The sequence below is a fragment of the Ideonella paludis genome, assembly GCF_018069865.1.
Lineage (GTDB): Bacteria > Pseudomonadota > Gammaproteobacteria > Burkholderiales > Burkholderiaceae_C > Ideonella > Ideonella paludis.
The window spans coordinates 411,942-429,294 of sequence record NZ_JAGQDG010000001.1 but is presented as its reverse complement, the minus strand read 5'-3'; the positions used below and the strand labels follow the sequence as shown (position 1 = coordinate 429,294).

Sequence of the window (17,353 nt, the reverse complement as noted above, 5' to 3'; positions counted from 1 at the left end):
CCGTCGCTATTCACCGTCTTCCATTCATGCGCCTTGAGGTTTTGAGCCCACTTTGCCTAGGTCTTGCACCGGCGCTGGCTCTTTGCTCAGGGCGCCACTGTCATTGAAATCCCCATGTTCGCATCCCTGCGCCGTTACTTTTCTACCGACCTGGCCATTGACCTGGGCACCGCCAACACGCTGATTTACGTGCGCGGCAAAGGCATTGTGCTGGACGAGCCTTCGGTGGTCTCCATTCGCCACGAAGGCGGCCCCAGCGGCAAGAAGACCATCCAGGCTGTGGGCCATGAAGCCAAGGCCATGCTGGGCAAGGTGCCCGGCAATATCGAAGCCATCCGCCCCATGAAGGACGGCGTGATTGCCGACTTCACCGTCACCGAGCAGATGCTCAAGCAGTTCATCAAGATGGTCCATCCCCGGTCCGTCTTGAAGCCCAGCCCGCGGATCATCATTTGCGTGCCTTGCGGCTCCACCCAGGTGGAGCGCCGCGCCATTCGCGAGTCCGCCTTGGGCGCTGGGGCCTCCGAGGTCTACCTGATTGAAGAGCCGATGGCTGCGGCCATTGGTGCCGGCCTGCCGGTCTCTGAGGCCTCGGGCTCCATGGTGGTCGACATCGGTGGCGGCACCACCGAAGTGGGCGTGATCAGCTTGGGCGGCATGGTCTACAAGGGCTCGGTCCGCGTCGGCGGCGACAAGTTCGACGAAGCCATCATCAACTACATCCGCCGCAACTACGGCATGTTGATTGGTGAGCCCACCGCCGAATCCATCAAGAAGCACATCGGCTCAGCCTTCCCGGGCTCTGAAGTGCGCGAGATGGAAGTCAAGGGCCGCAACCTCTCTGAGGGCGTGCCGCGCAGCTTCACCATCTCGTCCAACGAAATCCTCGAAGCCCTGACCGACCCGCTCAACCAAATCGTCTCGGCCGTCAAGAACGCGCTGGAGCAAACCCCGCCTGAGTTGGGCGCCGACATCGCCGAGCGCGGCATGATGCTGACGGGCGGTGGCGCGCTGCTGCGCGACCTGGACCGCTTGCTGGCCGAAGAAACCGGCCTGCCAGTGCTGGTGGCTGAAGACCCGCTGACCTGCGTGGTGCGGGGTTGTGGCATGGCGCTGGAGCGCATGGAGCGCCTGGGCTCGATCTTCACCTCGGAGTAAGCGGCCCACCGCTGCGCGTTCTCTCACCCCTTTGTTGGCCTTTGGCCAGCCGCCATGTCTCTCGGCACGCTTGAACGCTCACCGCCGCCGTTTTTCAGGCAGGGCCCCTCGGCCCTGACCAAGGTCGTCTTTTTCTCTGCCTTGGCGCTGTTCTTGATGGCCGCCGATTCTCGGTTCACCTTGACCCAGCCTTTGCGCTCGGCCATGGCCACGGTGCTGCTGCCTGCGCAACAGGCCCTCAGCTTGCCCGTGGCGGCTTACCGTCAGGCGGGCGACTATCTGCAAGGCCTGGAAGCCGCCCGCGCCCAAGAAAACGCCATGCGGGCCAAGCTGGCGCAGCAGGCCGAGCGCTCTTCCCGTGCCGACCGTTTGGTGGAAGAGAACACCCGTCTGCGCGCCTTGCTGGAGCTGCGCCCGCAGGTCACCGTCAAGTCGCAACCGGCCGAGGTGCTGTACGAAGCCCCCGATGCCTACTCCCGCAAGATCTTTCTGGACCGTGGCTCTCAACATGGTTTGGTGGCGGGCTCGCCGGTCATCAATGAGCAGGGCGTTCTCGGCCAAGTGACTCGGGTCTATCCGCTGTCGGCCGAGGTGACCTTGCTGGTGGACAAAGACGCAGCCATCCCGGTGCTCAACCCGCGCACCGAGCACCGCAGCGCAGCCTTTGGCACTGGCGACGGCCGCGCCATGGAGCTGCGCTTCATGGCCAGTAACGACGATGTTCAGGTGGGCGATGTGCTGATCACCAGCGGTGTGGATGGTGTTTATCCGCAAGGCCTGCAAGTGGCTCGCGTGGCCAAGGTCGACGCGCGCGGCGACACCTCGTTTGCGCGCATCAGCCTCACGCCCACGGCGCCGCCCGACGGTGTGCGCCACGTGCTGGTGCTGGAGCCCCTGGCTCTGCATCAACCGCCTCGGCCGCAAGAGCCCGCCGAGCCTGAGCGCAGCAGCAGCCGGCACGGCCGGGTCGGAGGCCGCAAATGATCATGCGTCGCAGCTCAGACCAGCTCTTGTTGCCCGTCAATCCGGTGTTCTTGTGGCTCAGCCTGTTCGTGGCCATGGGCCTGAACATGGTGCCGCTGGGCCATGCGCCCATCCTGCCCGATGTGATGGCGCTGGTGCTGGTGTTTTGGAACGTGCATCAACCGCGCCGCGTGGGCGTGGGCGCGGCCTTTGTGTTTGGCTTGCTGATGGATGTCCATGCCGGCTCCTTGTTGGGCCAGCATGCGCTCTCCTACACCTTGCTGAGCTTTTTGGCCATCACCATCCACCGGCGGGTCTTGTGGTTCAGCTTGTTCGAGCAAGTGCTGCACGTGTTGCCGCTCTTCTATGCTTCGGCCTTGGTGGCCCTAGCCGTGCGCCTGTTGGCGGGTGATGGCTTCCCCGGTTGGGGGGTGCTGATCGCTCCAGCGCTGGAGGGCCTGCTTTGGCCGGTCGTGACCTGGCTGCTGCTGGCGCCCCAGCGCCGCCCGCCCGATCCGGACAAGAACCGACCGCTATGAGCACGCCTGTGCGGATGCGGTCGGGGCAGGGGTGGGCCGACCATGACTGAGCTGAAGAATCTTGAGGCTGAACTGGACCGCTTCAGGCTGCGCATCATTGCGGCCGTGCTGTTCATCTTGCTCGGCTTTGGTTTGCTGGTCGCTCGCATGGTGCATCTGCAGGTGGTGCGGTACGAGGACTTGGCCAATCGGGCCGAAGCCAACCGCATCGCAGTCGTGCCCATCGTGCCCAATCGTGGCCGCATCGTCGACCGCAATGGCGTGGTGCTGGCCACCAACTACACCGCTTACACGCTGGAGATCACGCCGTCGCGGGTGGCAGACCTGGAGGCCACGATCAACAAGCTGGCTGAGTTCATTGACATTCAACCGCGCGACCGCCGGCGCTTCAAGCGCCAGTTGGATGAGAGCAAGAGCTTTGAGTCCCTGCCCATCCGCAACCGGCTCAAGGATGAAGAAGTGGCGCGCTTCATTGCCCGGCGCTTTCAGTTTCCAGGCGTCGAGATCAAAGCCCGCTTGTTCCGCAACTATCCCTTGGGTGAGACCGGCAGCCACTTGATTGGCTATATCGGCCGCATCAACCAGGCCGAGAAAAAGGCCATGGAAGACTGGGAAGATGAAGCCCAGGCCAACTACCGTGGCACCGAGTACATCGGCAAGCTGGGCTTGGAGCAAAGCTACGAGTTGGACCTGCACGGCACCACGGGCTTTGAGCAGATGGAAACCTCGGCCGGCGGCCGCGCGGTACGGCGGCTGGACAACCTGCCGGCCACGCCAGGCAACACCTTGGTGCTGTCGGTGGACATCAAGCTGCAGGCCTTGGTCGAGGAGATGTTCGGGGCGCGGCGTGGCGCTTTGGTCGCGATTGATCCGCGCAACGGGGAGATCCTGGCCTTTGTCTCCAAGCCCACTTTTGACCCCAATAAGTTCGTGGACGGCATCGACGTTGATAACTGGCGCGAGCTCAATGAGTCCATCGACAAACCCCTGCTGAACCGCGCCCTGCGGGGCACGTATCCGCCGGGCTCCACCTACAAGCCCTTCATGGCGATGGCGGCCTTGAACGCGGGCAAGCGCTCGCCCTCCACCATCATCAATGACCCGGGCTTCTTCATGTTTGGCGGGCATCGCTACGGCAGCCCCGAGAACGAGCGCGGTGGCGCGATGGACATGCGGCGCTCCATCGTCGAGTCCTCTAACGTCTACTACTACACCTTGGCCAATGAGATGGGCGTGGACATGATCCACGACCAGCTCAGCCCCTTTGGTTTCGGGCGCCGCACCAACATCGATTTGGAAGGTGAAGTCACAGGGGTCTTGCCTTCACAAGAGTGGAAGCGACGCACTTATAAGCGCCCCGAGCAGCGCAAGTGGTATGCCGGGGAAACCATTTCCTTGGGCATTGGCCAGGGCTATAACAACTTCACCATGCTGCAGTTGGCCAATGCCATGGCCATCTTGGCCGCGGGTGGTCAGCGCTTTGAGCCACGCCTGGTCAAAGAGATTGAAGATGTGGTCACTCATCAGCGGCGCGCCGTGTCGTCCAAGGCGCTGGAGCCGCTGGCGCTGAAGCCCGAACAGGTGAATGTGATCATGCAGGCCATGCACGGCGTGACCCAGCAGGGCACGTCAACCCGCATTTTTGTGGGCGCGCCCTACGCCAGTGGCGGCAAGACGGGTACGGCTCAGGCCGTGGGCATTCGCCAGAACGAGAAATACAGCGCGGCTCGCATGGCCGAGCACCTGCGCGATCACTCTCTGTATGTGGCCTTCGCGCCCTTGGACAAGCCTCGCATTGCCTTGGCTGTCATCGTGGAGAACGCGGGCTGGGGTGCGGCGGCGGCGGCACCCATTGCGCGGCGCGTGTTTGACTATGTGCTGCTGGGCCACTACCCCAGCGAAGAGGATATTGCCCTGACCCAAAAGGGCCAGTCCGTCGCGCCCGTGGGCACGCCCAGGCCTGCCGCGTCGGTGCCGCTGCCGTCAAGCTCGGGCCCGGCAGCCACGCCGGAAGCGCCCACAGGGGCGGCGGCGTCTGCGGCGGCTGCCTCTGCGGCGGCCTCTGCGGGCAGCATGGCTTCGCGCCCAGCGGCATCGGCGCCAGCCCCCTCAGCAGCCCGGCCCAGGGCGATGACGCTGGATGTCGGGCCCGCTTTGCGCGCCTCAGGAGTGCGACCATGAGTGTGGTGTTCGAGCGGCCCTCCTTGTGGCAGCGGGTGCGGCCCGTGTTTTCGAGCTTTGATGTGCCGCTGACCTTGGGCTTGCTGATCTTGGCCGCCTTTGGCTTGGTCACCATGTACTCGGCGGGCTACGACCACGGCACGCGTTTTGTCGACCATGGCCGCAACATGATGATCGCGCTGGCGATCTTGTTTGTGGTGGCCCAAGTGCCACCCCAGCGCTTGATGGCGCTGGCGGTGCCGCTCTATGTGGTGGGGGTCACGCTGCTGGTGGCGACCATGATTTTCGGCATCACCAAGAAGGGCGCCACGCGTTGGCTGCATGTGGGGGTGGTGATCCAGCCCAGCGAGATCATGAAGCTGGCTATGCCGCTGATGCTGGCTTGGTGGTTTCAAAAGCGCGAGGGGCAGTTGCGGCCGCTGGATTTCGCGGTCGCGGGGCTGTTGCTCTTGGTACCCGTGGCCTTGGTGGCCAAGCAGCCTGACCTCGGCACGTCCATCCTCATCCTCTCCGCCGGGCTCTATGTGATTTTCTTCGCCGGCCTGTCTTGGCGGCTGATCTTGCCTGTGGTGTTGGTGGCGCTGATTGGCGCGGTGGCCTTGGTGCTGTCTGAGGACCAAATCTGCCAGGCCGATGTGAAATGGCCGCTGCTGCGTGAGTACCAAAAGACACGCGTCTGCACCCTGCTGGACCCGACCAAAGACCCGCTGGGCAAAGGCTTTCACATCATCCAGGGCATGATTGCCATTGGCTCTGGCGGCTGGACGGGCAAGGGCTTCATGAACGGCACGCAGACGCACCTGGAGTTCATCCCTGAGCGCACCACCGACTTCATCTTTGCCGCCTTTGCTGAGGAGTTCGGCTTGGTCGGCGTGCTGGGCTTGATTGCCGCTTTCACCTTCGTGCTCTTGCGCGGACTGATGATTGCGGCTGAGGCCCCCACCGTGTTCTCTCGCCTTTTGGCCGGGGCCATCACACTGAGCTTCTTCACCTATGCCATGGTGAACATGGGCATGGTCAGCGGCATCTTGCCGGTGGTGGGCATTCCTTTGCCCTTCATCAGCTACGGCGGAACGGCCATGGTGACGCTGGGCTTGGCTTTGGGCATGTTGATGTCCATTGCCAAGAGCCGCCGGCTGATGCAGAGCTGAGGCAGGGGCCTTCGGCCCCTTTTCATGCCGTGGGTCTTCAGTTGACGAAGCTGATGTCGTCCACCACGAACTTGCAAGCGCCTGCGCTCATCAGCACATGGGTCAGCGGCTTGCTGAACTTCACGGTTTTGAGCGCAGCAGCCAAGGTGGCGACCTTCTTTTCGACGCCTTGGCTGCCGATGCCGAACATCGTCACTTTGGCGCCCACATCCAGGCCCGAGCCAATCTTCAGCGAGACCTGGCTGACTTCGCTGGCAAAGCGCACCACTTCGGGCAAGCGCGGAACGCCGCCGTCGGCCATGGTGGTTTCGCAGTTGAAGGCCAGGAAGTTCGGTGCCGACTGACCGGTGACGGCGAAGTTGGAGCTTTGGTCCAGAACGGCCCCGCCATCCAAGGCCTGGGTGCTGGAGCCATTGAACTGCACTGTGCCCACGGACAGCAGCGAGGTGGTGTTGATGAACAGGTTGGGCGCCGCAGCGGCATCAAAGTTGATCAGGTTGGCGGCCTGGGTGTTGAATTCTTGGGCCATCACCACCTTGGGCAGGGCCTTGGGCGCGGTGCGTGCTTGGTGGGGCGAGACGCCACCGGTGGTGTCGTTGGCGAAGGTGGTGCCAGCCAGGGTCAACAGGGCGGCGGCGGTCAGCAGAGTGCGGTTCATGAGGGGCTCCTTGAGTGGTTTTCATTCCGGCGCTCGATCCCTACCGAACGCTGAGTCGCACTGTAGAAAGCGCGCCTTCAATCACCCATCCCTACGGGCCTCCCGGCCCTAGGGGAGTGCTCCCCCCTACTTTCAAGTCTCTGTGCCGCCTTCAGCCTGAGTGGGCAGGGGGAATCGCACCGTGAAGCGCGTGCCAGGTCGATCAGCATGCTCTCCCACGGCGGGGCGGGCGTCCTCGACGGTCAAGGTGGCGTCGTGTTTCTCTACGATCTCTTTCACGATGGCCAGGCCCAGGCCGCTGCCATCGACATTGGTGCCCAATGCACGATAGAAGGGCTGGAACACCAACTCGCGCTCGGCCTCAGGAATGCCTGGGCCGTTGTCTTCGACTTGGAGCACCAGCACTTGGCCGAAGGGGTCCGCCATGATGCGCACCGTCACGCAGCCCCCCTCGGGCGTGTACTGCAGCGCGTTGTCCACCAGATTGCGGATCATCTCGCGGACCAACAAGGGCTGCCCCACCAAGCGCGGCACCTGCTCGCTGCTTTCGGGGCCTTCGTAGCCCAGGTCGATACGCTTGTCCATGGCCTTGGGCACAAAGTCCTGTACGGTATCGGTGGCCAGGCGCGCGATGTTGAAGGCCTGCTGGCGGCGGGCTTGTTCTTCATCCTCGGCCCGGGCCATCGAGAGGAGCTGGTTGACCATGTGGGCCGCGCGTTGGCTGGAGCGCGAGATCTGCTGCAAAGACTTGCGCACCGACACCACATCGCCGCGCTCATCGAGTTCGCGCTGCGCCAATTCAGCTTGAGTGCGCAAGCCCGCTAACGGTGTTTTGAGCTGGTGCGCAGCATCCGCCAAAAAGTGCTTTTGAGCGCTCATGGACTGATCGAGTCGGGCCAGCAGTTCATTGATGGAGCGCACCAGCGGTGCGACTTCTTCGGGCGCATCTTGCACATCAATGGGGCTGAGGTCGTGGCTTTCACGCTTCAAGATGCGCTGCTGAAGGTGAGACAGCGGTGCAATGCCGCGCGCCAGCGCAAACCACACCAGCAAGACTGCCAGCGGCAAGATCACATACTGCGGCAACAGCACGCCTTTGATGATCTCCGTGGTCAGGCGCTCGCGTTTGTCCATGGTCTCGGCCACCTGCACCAGCGTGATGCCAGGCTCGGCCGACATGCCGGGCGTGAGCCGCAGGCTGGCGATGCGCACGGCCTCGTTCTGAACCACTTCGTCGCGAAACTGGACCTCGCCGACCACCGCGTTACTGCCTTCTGGGGGAGACGGTAGCTCCCGGTCGCCGGCAATCAGCTCGCCACGCGCCCCCAGCACTTGGAAGAAGATCTTGTCCACATCATCGCTGCGCAGCAGCGCGGCCGCGGGCTCTGACAACTTCGCCTTGCCTGGCTTGCCCTGAGGGTCAGCCACCATCTGGCGCGACACCATGCGGGTGAGTTGCGCCAGGTCTCGGTCGTAGGGCCGGGCCGCGATGTTCTGTGCGACCAGCCAGGTCAGGGCTGCACTCATGGGCCACAGCAGCAGCAGCGGCACGAGCATCCAGTCCAGGATCTCGCCAAACAGCGAACGTTGCTCCCGGCCTAAAGCTTTGATCACGACGTGCCGGTTGGGCTCAGTGGACGGCCTGGGTCACGAGGCGATCTTTTCGAGGCAATAGCCCAGGCCTCGCACCGTCGCAATGCGGATCGGGCCTTGCTCGATTTTCTTGCGCAGGCGGTGGATATAGACCTCGATGGCGTTGTTGCTGACCTCTTCGCCCCACTCGCACAGGCGAGCCACCAACTGGTCTTTGCTGACCAAGCGCCCGGCGCGCTGCAGCAACACTTCGAGCAAGCTGATCTCGCGCGCTGACAACTCGATCATCTGCTCGTTGATGTAGGCCACGCGGCCCGTGGCATCAAAGGTCAGCGGGCCATGCTTGATGATGCTGGACGCGGTGCCCAGGCCGCGCCGCGTCAGCGCCCGCACGCGGGCTTCCAACTCTTGCAGCGAGAAGGGCTTGGCCATGAAATCGTCCGCGCCCAAATCCAGCGCCTTGACGCGCTGGTCAATGGAGTCGGCGGCGGTGAGGATCAACACCGGCATGGACGTGCCACGTGCGCGCAGCTTGCGCAGGACTTCCAGCCCATGCAGGCGCGGCAGGCCCAGGTCCAAAATGAGCAGATCAAACTCGTGAGAGGCCAAGGCGGCGTCAGCTTCGCTGCCGCTGCTGACTTGGTCGACCGCATAGCCCGAACCGCGCAGCGAGCGCAGCAGACCGTCGGCCAACACCTGATCATCTTCGGCGATAAGAATGCGCATACAGCTTGTCTCCTCAGTGGGGGCACTCTTTGCATGGCCACATTGCGCCGCTAACCGCTGCGTTGTGAGCAATGACTTTGTTGCCGATGCCCCGATTTTAGGCAGTCCGACCCGCGCTGTCCGTTCACGTGAACGCGATACTGTACAAACATCCAGCTTCTGACATAATTGTTCGAAACATTCCCGGAGAACCTCATGGACGCCAAGACTGCCAACCCCGAAAAAGCCAAAGCCCTGCAAGCCGCACTTGCCCAGATCGAGAAGCAATTCGGCAAGGGCTCCATCATGCGCCTGGGGGAAGGCGAGGTGGTCGAGGACATCCAAGTCGTCTCCACCGGCTCCTTGGGGCTGGATGTGGCGCTGGGTGTGGGCGGCTTGCCTCGGGGCCGCGTGGTGGAAATCTATGGCCCGGAATCCTCTGGCAAGACCACGCTGACCTTGCAAGTCGTGGCCGAAATGCAAAAGGTCGGCGGTGTGGCCGCGTTCATTGATGCCGAGCACGCGCTGGACATCCAATACGCTCAAAAGTTGGGCGTCAATTTGCAAGAGTTGCTGATCAGCCAGCCCGATACCGGCGAGCAAGCCCTGGAGATCGTGGATTCGCTGGTGCGCTCTGGCGCTGTGGACCTGATCGTCGTGGACTCGGTGGCTGCACTCACCCCCAAGGCCGAATTGGAAGGCGAGATGGGCGATTCCCTGCCCGGCCTGCAAGCCCGCCTGATGAGCCAGGCCCTGCGCAAGCTGACGGCCACCATCAAGAAGTCCAACTGCATGGTCATCTTCATCAACCAGATCCGCATGAAGATCGGCGTGATGTTTGGCAGCCCTGAAACCACCACCGGCGGCAATGCCTTGAAGTTCTATGCCTCGGTGCGCCTGGACATCCGCCGCATTGGCTCCATCAAGAAGGGTGAAGAGATCGTGGGCAGCGAAACCCGCGTCAAGGTTGTCAAGAACAAGGTGGCGCCGCCCTTTAAGGAAGCCGAATTCGACATCCTCTACGGTGAGGGCGTGAGCCGCGAGGGCGAGATCATCGACCTGGGCGTGGCCAACAAAATCGTCGACAAGTCCGGCGCCTGGTATGCCTACAACGGCGAGAAGATCGGCCAGGGCAAGGACAACTCTCGCGAGTTCCTGCGCGAGAACCCCGACATCGCCCGCGAGATCGAAAACAAGGTGCGCGCGGCCGTTGGCGTGCCTTTGCTGGCGGAGTCTGCAGGCGCCGCCTGAGCCCTGAGTCGCCTGAGGTCGCGCGCTCCTAAAGGCTGAGGCATGGCTGGCCACTGCCCTTTGCTCAGCCTGAAGGCTCAGGCCTTGGCGCTGCTGGCACGCCGCGAGTACAGCCGCTCTGAGCTGCAGACCCGCTTGCTGGCCCATGCGCGCAAGCGGGCGGCCGCCGCCGCCGAAGCGCCTGCCGTGGACCCTTGGGATCACGAAGCCGCAGCGGCGCAGCCGCAAGAAGCCCCCAGTGCCGAGGCGCTGCACGCCGAAGTGGATGCGGTGCTGGACTGGCTCGCTTCGCGTCAGTATCAAAGCGACACGCGTTTTGTCGAGACCCGGGTGAATGCGCGCGCCGCCCGCCATGGTGAGCGCCGAATTCGGCATGAGCTGGCTCAACACGGTTTGACGCTGGATGCGGACACTGCTCAGCAGCTTCGATCCACAGAGGTCCAGCGGGCCCACGAGGTGTGGCTGAAGCGCTTTGGGGTGGTGGCCACCGAGGCCCACGAGCGCGCTCGCCAGATGCGGTTTCTGGCCGCGCGGGGCTTCAGCGCCGAGTCCGTGCGCCGTGTCGTCGGTGGCCGCGACCCCGACGAGGAGTGAGTGGCGGGGCCTTATTGCGCCAACTTGGCGCACAAATGCTGCATTGCAGCACGCGTGATACAGTGCCGACCTGTTTCAGCGCTGTAACTCTCCCCGGCCTTTGAGCTTTGGGGGGCTCAAGTGGCCCCCTGCCAGCCGAGGTGATGCGCGCTAGACGGCCTCATCCCATGCCCTTGCCAGCTTCCGACCCCCAACGCGTGCTTCAGCACACCCGTGCCGTGCAGGTGGAGATGTACTCCCGTGCCGACGGCCTGTGGGAGGTTGACGCCCGTTTGCGCGACACCAAGACCCGTGAGATTCGGGGCAGCCAGGGGGTCTTGCCCGCCGGGCATGCCATCCACGACCTGGTCTTGAGGCTGGTGATCGACACCCAATTCAACATCCATCACGCCGGAGCGGAGTCCTTGGCTGTGCCCTATCGGGGGCAATGTGACAACCACGGCGACGCCTATGCACAGCTCGAAGGCCTGAATCTGCTGAAGGGCTTCAAGCGCGCGGTGCGAGAGCGCCTGGGCGGCGTGGCGGGGTGTACACATTTGACAGAATTGGCCGATGTACTGCCGACCGCTGTCATCCAAGCGTTTGCCGGCCTTGTGCTGGACACAAAGGGAGAAGGCGATCAGGCCCCTTTCCAGCTTGATCGCTGTCATGCACTGAGACGGGACGGCGAGGTGGTGCGATTGCACTATCCTCGCTGGTTTCGTCAGCCTGATGCCAACAAAGTATCGGAAAATCACGCGCCGGTGACCCCGGCAGCGTCTCGCGACGCGGCTTAGGCCGCTAGACCTCTTTCGTCCTGAACTCACGAAAAGACCACCCATGAAGATCCACGAATACCAAGGCAAAGAAATCCTGCGCCAATTCGACGTGCCAGTGCCTCGCGGCTACCCGGCTTTCACTGTGCAGGAAGCCGTGGAAGCGGCCCAAAAACTGGGCGGCAACGTCTGGGTGGTCAAGGCCCAGATCCACGCGGGCGGTCGCGGCAAGGGCGGCGGCGTCAAGCTCGCCAAGAGCATGGACGACCTGAAGACGCTGGCCAACCAGATTCTGGGCATGCAGCTGATCACGCACCAGACTGGTCCTGAAGGCCAAAAGGTCCGTCGCCTCTATATTGAAGAAGGCGCGGACATCAAGAAGGAATACTACGTCTCGCTGGTCACCGACCGCCAAACCCAGAAGGTGGCCTTCATTGCTTCCAGCGAAGGTGGCATGGACATTGAAGAAGTGGCCCATTCCACGCCCGAGAAGATCATCACCGAAGTGATCGATCCGCTGGTGGGCTTCACGGCTGAGCAGGCCAAGAAGATCGCTGCGGCCATTGGCCTGCCCGAAGGTTCGCACGCCCAAGCCGTCAGCCTGTTCCAGAACCTGTATCGCTGCTATATGCAGACCGATGCATCGCTGGTGGAAATCAACCCGCTGAACTGCGACTCCAAGGGCAACTTGATCGCCCTGGATGCCAAGTTCAACTTTGACGCCAACGCACTGTTCCGTCACCCCGAGATCGTCGCCTACCGCGACTTGGACGAGGAAGACCCGGCTGAAGTCGAAGCATCTAAGTTCGACCTGGCCTACATCAGCCTGGACGGCAACATCGGCTGCTTGGTGAACGGCGCTGGCTTGGCCATGGCCACCATGGACACCATCAAGCTGTTCGGCGGCGAGCCGGCCAACTTCCTGGACGTCGGCGGCGGCGCGACGGCCGAGAAGGTCACCGAAGCCTTCAAGATCATGCTGAAGAATAAGGCCGTCAAGGGCATCTTGGTCAACATCTTCGGCGGCATCATGAAGTGCGACACCATCGCCGAAGGCGTGATCACCGCCTGCAAGGCCGTCAATCTGCAAGTGCCGCTGGTCGTCCGCATGAAGGGCACCAACGAAGATCTGGGCAAGAAGATGTTGGCCGACTCCGGTCTGCCCATCATTGCCGCTGACACCATGGCAGAAGCTGCTACCGCCATCGTGGCCGCCGTCAAGTAAGCCCAGAGCGAAGGAATCTACACATGTCGATCTTTATCAACAAAGACACACGCGTCATCACCCAGGGCATCACGGGCAAGACCGGTCAGTTCCACACCCGGGGCTGCGTGGCCTATGCCAATGGCAAGAACTGCTTCGTGGCCGGCGTGAACCCCAAGAAGGCTGGCGAAGACTTCGAAGGCATTCCCATTTACGCTTCGGTTAAAGAGGCCTCGGCCCAGACCGGTGCCACCGTGTCCGTGATCTATGTGCCGCCCGCAGGCGCTGCTGCAGCCATCTGGGAAGCCGTGGAAGCCGACCTGGACTTGGCCATCTGCATCACCGAAGGCATTCCTGTGCGCGACATGCTCGAAGTGCGCAACAAGATGAAGGCCAAGGAAGCGGCAGGCGGCAAGAAGACCTTGCTGTTGGGCCCCAACTGCCCCGGCCTGATCACCCCGGAAGAAATCAAGATCGGCATCATGCCTGGTCACATCCACCGCAAGGGCCGCATCGGCGTGGTCTCGCGCTCGGGCACCTTGACCTATGAAGCTGTGGCGCAATTGACCGAAATCGGTCTGGGCCAGTCTTCGGCGGTCGGCATTGGTGGCGACCCCATCAACGGCCTGAAGCACATCGACGTGATGCGCGCCTTCAACGACGACCCCGATACCGATGCCGTCATCATGATCGGCGAAATCGGTGGCCCGGACGAGGCTGAAGCTGCGATGTGGTGCAAGGCCAATATGAAGAAGCCGATCGTCGGCTTCATCGCTGGCGTGACTGCGCCTGCGGGCAAGCGCATGGGCCATGCCGGTGCCTTGATCTCCGGCGGCGCTGACACGGCTGACGCCAAGCTCGCCATCATGGAAGAGTGCGGCTTCAAGGTCACACGCAATCCGTCTGAAATGGGCCGCCTGCTCAAGGCCATGCTCTGACGTCAGCGCAGGGGCTCATGGGCCCCTGCTGAGTGGCTGGCACAATAGAGCCCGCCCCCACCACAGGCCGCGTTTGCGGCCTGTTTGCATTGGGCCGGCGCGCGAGCGCCTCGCCGGGCGCTGTCTGTAGTTTCACGCACGACAAAGGTGGCGTGTGCTGCCTACACTGCGCCCTTCTACGAATTCAGTTTGACAGGATCTCCTCCATGGATCAGTTCATGCACGCCGACTTTTGGATCGCCGTCGGCCAGATCATCATGATCGACATCCTCTTGGGTGGCGACAACGCGGTGGTGATCGCCTTGGCGTGCCGCAGGCTCGACCCCAGTTTGCGCAACAAGGGCATCATCTGGGGCACCGTGGGTGCCATCGTGCTGCGGGTCATCCTGATCTTCTTCGCACTGACCTTGCTGGCCATTCCGTTCTTGAAACTGGTGGGCGCGGCCTTGCTGGTGTGGATCGGTGTGAAGCTGCTGATGCCCGAAGATGGCGATGAGCACGGCAATATCGAAGCCAGTGACAAGCTCTGGGCTGCGGTCAAAACCGTGGTGATTGCAGACTTGGTGATGAGTGTGGACAACGTCATCGCCATTGCCGGTGCGGCTCAGGGCGCGGGCGAAGGCCATCAAATGCCTTTGGTGGTTTTTGGCCTCTTGGTCAGCATCCCCATCATCGTGTGGGGCAGTCAGCTCGTCATCAAGCTGATGGACCGCTTCCCACTCATCATCACCATTGGGGGCATGCTCTTGGGCTGGATCGCCGGCACCATGGCGGTGGCCGACCCGGCTGTGCTGTCCTACGTGCCCACTGTGGCGCCTGACAAGCCCGGCGCAGCCCCTGAAGTGGTGGCCTCGGTGCGCTATGCCGCAGGTGCCGCAGGCGCCCTGCTGGTCTTGGTCGTGGGCAAGCTCTTGGCAGCTCGGAAGCCAGCCAGCGCAGCGTAAACCCGCCCCTGACACAGGGCCAGGCGCGACTGGCCCTGTGGTAATGTGACCCAAAGATCAACCGACCGGGGGGTGGGTGTGTCATGGGTAACGCCAAAGGATTTTGGGGACGCTTAGGGCTAGGCCGCGAAGCCACAGCGTTGGCCGAGGATGCCGACGACGGCCTGCTCACCTCGGGTGGGCCCCTGCCTGCCGATAGGCCGGCGAAGGCCGCCCGCTTGGGCAGCTTCAGTCTGCTGCGTTGCGTGGCCCAAGGCGGCCAAGGTGAGCTGCACTTGGCCACCGATTTGGGCACCGGCTTGCCCGTCGCCATCAAAACCATCCAATTGGGGCGTAGCGAGGTCGCTTGCGATCGCTTCATGAAGGAAACCGCGGCGGCAGGCCACCTTCAGCACCCTGACATCGTCCGCAGCTATGCCGCAGGCATCGATGGCCAAGGCGACGCCCGCAGAGGCTGGATCGCCATGGAGTGGATTTCGGGCGAAGATTTGGGACAGGTCTTGGCCGGCCCGCGCAAGCTGGACGCATCCGCCGCCTTGCTCGTGGCGGCGCGTGTGGCCGCGGCGCTGGCCTATGCACATCGCAGAGGCGTGCTGCATCGCGACATCAAGCCCGGCAATATCTTGCTGCAGCGGCGCAGTGGCTTGGTCAAGGTCACCGACTTCGGCTGTGCCCGGCTGACCGACGCCGCGGCCAGTCGCAGTGGCGTGTTGCTGGGGTCTCCGGCCTATATGGCGCCTGAGCAACTGGCCGGCGCTGCTGTCGACGGCCGGGCCGACCTCTATGCGGTGGGTGTGCTGCTCTTCCAAGCGCTGACCGGCCGTCTACCCTTCGAGTCCGCGAGCCTCGGGGGTTTATTGGCAGAAATTGCCCAGCGTCCCGCGCCTGCGCTGGCCGAGTTTCGCCCTGATTTACCCAGGGGTGTAGGCCTCTTGGTGGCCAGCCTGCTGGCCAAACAAGCGGCTGACCGTCCGCCAGATGGCGACGATCTGGCGCGGGAGTTGTGCAAGATGGCACTGGCCTGCGGGCTGGCCCGGCCGGACGAGCCTGCCGCGACAAGGCACAATGTGTAATTCTTTGACGCCAACATCCCCGGACACATCGTGACCCTGCACCTCGACTACTTCAGCGTGATCGACACGGGCCGCGCGCGGAGCAACAACGAGGACGTGGTCCAGGTTGACGAGGCGCTGGCGCTGGCGGTCTTGGCCGATGGCATGGGCGGCTATCAAGCCGGTGAAGTCGCCAGCGACATGGCCGCCACCACTATGCGCGAGCACATGACGCAATGGCTGGCCGACCCTGGAGCGCCCCGTCTGGCGGCCGACACGGCTCAGGCCTTGATGCGCAGCGCCCAAGAAGCCAACCGCAAGGTCTTTGAAGCCGCCAACAGCAAGCCCGAGTGGGCCGGCATGGGCACCACCTTGGTTGCGGCCATGGTGATGAACGACCGCCTGTGGATTGGCCACATTGGTGACTCTCGCGCTTACCGTTTGCGGGGCGATCGGCTGGAGCAACTCAGCCGCGACCACTCCCTGCTGCAAGAGCAACTGGATGCGGGCTTGATCACGCCGGAAGATGCCGCCAAGTCCGTGCACCGCAACTTGGTGACTCGGGCGGTGGGGGTGGAGCCCGAGGTCTTGCTGGAGGTCCGCGAGCACGATATACAAGCGGGCGATCTGCTGTTACTGTGCTCCGACGGTCTCTCCGATATGTTGCCAGATGCCCGCATAGAGGCCGTCATGTGTGCGGAATCTGAACTGGAAGCCATGGGCAGGGCGCTGGTACAGGCCGCCAATGACGCCGGTGGACGGGATAATATCGCCGTGATTCTGGTTCGAGCCAAGGGAGGCGCCGCTACAGCAGGGCGGGCCTGGTGGCCGTTCCGTCGCTGAGCTGACCCCGCACAGCTACCTCTGATCGGGGTGGTTTTGTCAGCAGTTCGGCCACTCGACAACAAGAGGATTTCCATGGGCAAGCTGGTCGTTTCACTCGACAACGTCGTCATCAAAGAGGTGCAGATCACCAAGGATCGCACCACCCTGGGACGCCGCCCCTACAACGACATCGTGATTGATAACTTGGCCGTCAGCGGTGAGCACGCTGTGCTGCTGGCTGTGGGCAATGAGGTCTACATCGAAGACCTCAACAGCACGAACGGCACCTATATCAACGGCAAAGCCATCAAAAAACAGTTGTTGGCGCACAACGACACCGTAGAGATCGGTAAGTACCGTATCCGTTATCAAACCGAAGAAGCAGCCGACTACGAGAAGACGATGGTGTTGCGCCCCGGCGCATTTGGCGGTGCGCAAGCCGTTGTGCCCCCACCCACCGTCAGCCAACTGCCGGCGTCCATCAAGGTGTTGAACGGCGGCGCGGCGGGCCGCGAGGTCTTGCTGACCAAGGTGGTCACCACCGTGGGTAAGCCCGGCACGCAGGTCGCGTCTATCGCCAAGCGTCCGACAGGCTATGTCTTGGCCCACGTCGAAGGCGAATCCCGTCCCAGCATCAATGGGGTACGCCTCAGTGATGACGTCATGCCGCTCAAGAACGGCGATGTGATCGAGCTGGCCGGAACCCAAATGCAGTTCATTCAGGGCTGACCCTCCACGTTCACCGGACTGGTGGCGTTTTGAGAAGACCCCCACGCACACTCGGCCCTTGATGTGAGACGACTGCGCTGGTTGGTGTCACGTGGCGGTTTGTGGCTGGCCAG

17 protein-coding genes are annotated in these 17,353 nt (G+C 63.0%); 14 read left to right on the top strand and 3 right to left on the bottom strand.

Annotated elements, in window-relative coordinates:
- Positions 1-114 precede the first annotated feature (114 nt).
- Genes KAK11_RS01870 through rodA form a run of 5 tightly spaced genes read left to right on the top strand, consistent with a single transcriptional unit; the run spans position 115 to position 5,992 of the window.
- Positions 115-1,158 carry a rod shape-determining protein gene (locus KAK11_RS01870; protein ID WP_210805567.1) on the top strand — a complete coding sequence of 348 codons (1,044 nt, stop codon included), beginning with the start codon at positions 115-117 and terminating at the stop codon, positions 1,156-1,158.
- A gap of 54 nt (positions 1,159-1,212) precedes the next feature.
- The gene (mreC, locus tag KAK11_RS01865) at positions 1,213-2,142 is read left to right on the top strand and encodes a rod shape-determining protein MreC (RefSeq protein WP_210805565.1); all 930 of its coding nucleotides are present in this window, start codon (positions 1,213-1,215) and stop codon (positions 2,140-2,142) included.
- The gene (mreD, locus tag KAK11_RS01860) at positions 2,139-2,660 is read left to right on the top strand and encodes a rod shape-determining protein MreD (protein WP_210805563.1); all 522 of its coding nucleotides are present in this window, start codon (positions 2,139-2,141) and stop codon (positions 2,658-2,660) included. Before mreC ends, mreD begins: the two co-directional genes overlap by 4 nt.
- A gap of 42 nt (positions 2,661-2,702) precedes the next feature.
- Complete coding sequence (gene mrdA, locus KAK11_RS01855) at positions 2,703-4,841, top strand: penicillin-binding protein 2 (RefSeq protein ID WP_210805561.1); 2,139 nt, start codon at positions 2,703-2,705, stop codon at positions 4,839-4,841.
- Positions 4,838-5,992 (top strand): rod shape-determining protein RodA, encoded by a 1,155-nt coding sequence (gene rodA / locus KAK11_RS01850; protein ID WP_210805559.1) that lies wholly within the window; start codon positions 4,838-4,840, stop codon positions 5,990-5,992. The genes mrdA and rodA overlap by 4 nt, the downstream gene beginning before the upstream one ends.
- Positions 5,993-6,029: 37 nt before the next feature.
- On the opposite strand, the gene KAK11_RS01845 is transcribed toward rodA, so the two are convergent.
- The 3 genes from KAK11_RS01845 to KAK11_RS01835 all read right to left on the bottom strand — a co-directional run bounded on the left by KAK11_RS01845 (position 6,030) and on the right by KAK11_RS01835 (position 8,969).
- A complete protein-coding gene (locus KAK11_RS01845; RefSeq protein WP_210805557.1) occupies positions 6,030-6,650 on the bottom strand; it encodes a hypothetical protein in 621 nt (206 codons plus the stop codon).
- Positions 6,651-6,782: 132 nt separating this feature from the next.
- Positions 6,783-8,207, bottom strand: a complete 1,425-nt coding sequence (locus tag KAK11_RS01840) for a sensor histidine kinase (RefSeq protein WP_210806615.1) — start codon at positions 8,205-8,207, stop codon at positions 6,783-6,785.
- Positions 8,208-8,297: 90 nt separating this feature from the next.
- Entirely contained in the window at positions 8,298-8,969 is a 672-nt protein-coding gene (locus KAK11_RS01835) for a response regulator (RefSeq protein WP_210805555.1), read from the bottom strand.
- Positions 8,970-9,164: 195 nt separating this feature from the next.
- Here KAK11_RS01835 and recA point away from each other — a divergent pair, with 195 nt between their 5' ends.
- From recA to KAK11_RS01790, 9 genes are all read left to right on the top strand, one after another.
- Positions 9,165-10,199 (top strand): recombinase RecA, encoded by a 1,035-nt coding sequence (gene recA / locus KAK11_RS01830; protein WP_210805553.1) that lies wholly within the window; start codon positions 9,165-9,167, stop codon positions 10,197-10,199.
- Positions 10,200-10,241: 42 nt separating this feature from the next.
- A complete protein-coding gene (locus tag KAK11_RS01825) occupies positions 10,242-10,793 on the top strand; it encodes a regulatory protein RecX (protein WP_210805551.1) in 552 nt (183 codons plus the stop codon).
- Positions 10,794-10,960: 167 nt separating this feature from the next.
- On the top strand, positions 10,961-11,569 hold the full coding sequence (locus KAK11_RS01820) for a DUF2889 domain-containing protein (protein ID WP_210805549.1): 609 nt from the start codon (positions 10,961-10,963) through the stop codon (positions 11,567-11,569).
- Between the two features lie 43 nt (positions 11,570-11,612).
- Positions 11,613-12,773, top strand: a complete 1,161-nt coding sequence (gene sucC, locus KAK11_RS01815; protein WP_210805548.1) for an ADP-forming succinate--CoA ligase subunit beta — start codon at positions 11,613-11,615, stop codon at positions 12,771-12,773.
- Between the two features lie 23 nt (positions 12,774-12,796).
- A complete protein-coding gene (sucD, locus tag KAK11_RS01810; RefSeq protein WP_210805546.1) occupies positions 12,797-13,690 on the top strand; it encodes a succinate--CoA ligase subunit alpha in 894 nt (297 codons plus the stop codon).
- Between the two features lie 206 nt (positions 13,691-13,896).
- Complete coding sequence (locus tag KAK11_RS01805; RefSeq protein ID WP_210805543.1) at positions 13,897-14,634, top strand: TerC family protein; 738 nt, start codon at positions 13,897-13,899, stop codon at positions 14,632-14,634.
- A gap of 83 nt (positions 14,635-14,717) precedes the next feature.
- Positions 14,718-15,707, top strand: a complete 990-nt coding sequence (locus tag KAK11_RS01800; RefSeq protein WP_210805542.1) for a serine/threonine-protein kinase — start codon at positions 14,718-14,720, stop codon at positions 15,705-15,707.
- Positions 15,708-15,737: 30 nt separating this feature from the next.
- On the top strand, positions 15,738-16,529 hold the full coding sequence (locus tag KAK11_RS01795) for a Stp1/IreP family PP2C-type Ser/Thr phosphatase (protein WP_310737726.1): 792 nt from the start codon (positions 15,738-15,740) through the stop codon (positions 16,527-16,529).
- Positions 16,530-16,604: 75 nt separating this feature from the next.
- On the top strand, positions 16,605-17,240 hold the full coding sequence (locus KAK11_RS01790) for an FHA domain-containing protein (RefSeq protein ID WP_210805540.1): 636 nt from the start codon (positions 16,605-16,607) through the stop codon (positions 17,238-17,240).
- The last annotated feature ends 113 nt before the right edge of the window (positions 17,241-17,353 follow it).

Excerpts from the sequence above, each read along its gene's own strand:
- KAK11_RS01845 (WP_210805557.1), bottom strand. The coding sequence starts at position 6,650 with ATGAACCGCACTCTGCTGACCGCCGCCGCCCTGTTGACCCTGGCTGGC.
- KAK11_RS01870 (WP_210805567.1), top strand. The coding sequence starts at position 115 with ATGTTCGCATCCCTGCGCCGTTACTTTTCTACCGACCTGGCCATTGAC.
- KAK11_RS01825 (WP_210805551.1), top strand. The coding sequence starts at position 10,242 with ATGGCTGGCCACTGCCCTTTGCTCAGCCTGAAGGCTCAGGCCTTGGCG.
- mreD (WP_210805563.1), top strand. The coding sequence starts at position 2,139 with ATGATCATGCGTCGCAGCTCAGACCAGCTCTTGTTGCCCGTCAATCCG.
- KAK11_RS01820 (WP_210805549.1), top strand. The coding sequence starts at position 10,961 with ATGCCCTTGCCAGCTTCCGACCCCCAACGCGTGCTTCAGCACACCCGT.
- KAK11_RS01790 (WP_210805540.1), top strand. The coding sequence starts at position 16,605 with ATGGGCAAGCTGGTCGTTTCACTCGACAACGTCGTCATCAAAGAGGTG.
- KAK11_RS01800 (WP_210805542.1), top strand. The coding sequence starts at position 14,718 with ATGGGTAACGCCAAAGGATTTTGGGGACGCTTAGGGCTAGGCCGCGAA.
- rodA (WP_210805559.1), top strand. The coding sequence starts at position 4,838 with ATGAGTGTGGTGTTCGAGCGGCCCTCCTTGTGGCAGCGGGTGCGGCCC.
- mreC (WP_210805565.1), top strand. The coding sequence starts at position 1,213 with ATGTCTCTCGGCACGCTTGAACGCTCACCGCCGCCGTTTTTCAGGCAG.
- sucD (WP_210805546.1), top strand. The coding sequence starts at position 12,797 with ATGTCGATCTTTATCAACAAAGACACACGCGTCATCACCCAGGGCATC.
- KAK11_RS01805 (WP_210805543.1), top strand. The coding sequence starts at position 13,897 with ATGGATCAGTTCATGCACGCCGACTTTTGGATCGCCGTCGGCCAGATC.
- KAK11_RS01835 (WP_210805555.1), bottom strand. The coding sequence starts at position 8,969 with ATGCGCATTCTTATCGCCGAAGATGATCAGGTGTTGGCCGACGGTCTG.
- mrdA (WP_210805561.1), top strand. The coding sequence starts at position 2,703 with ATGACTGAGCTGAAGAATCTTGAGGCTGAACTGGACCGCTTCAGGCTG.
- KAK11_RS01840 (WP_210806615.1), bottom strand. The coding sequence starts at position 8,207 with ATGCTCGTGCCGCTGCTGCTGCTGTGGCCCATGAGTGCAGCCCTGACC.
- recA (WP_210805553.1), top strand. The coding sequence starts at position 9,165 with ATGGACGCCAAGACTGCCAACCCCGAAAAAGCCAAAGCCCTGCAAGCC.
- sucC (WP_210805548.1), top strand. The coding sequence starts at position 11,613 with ATGAAGATCCACGAATACCAAGGCAAAGAAATCCTGCGCCAATTCGAC.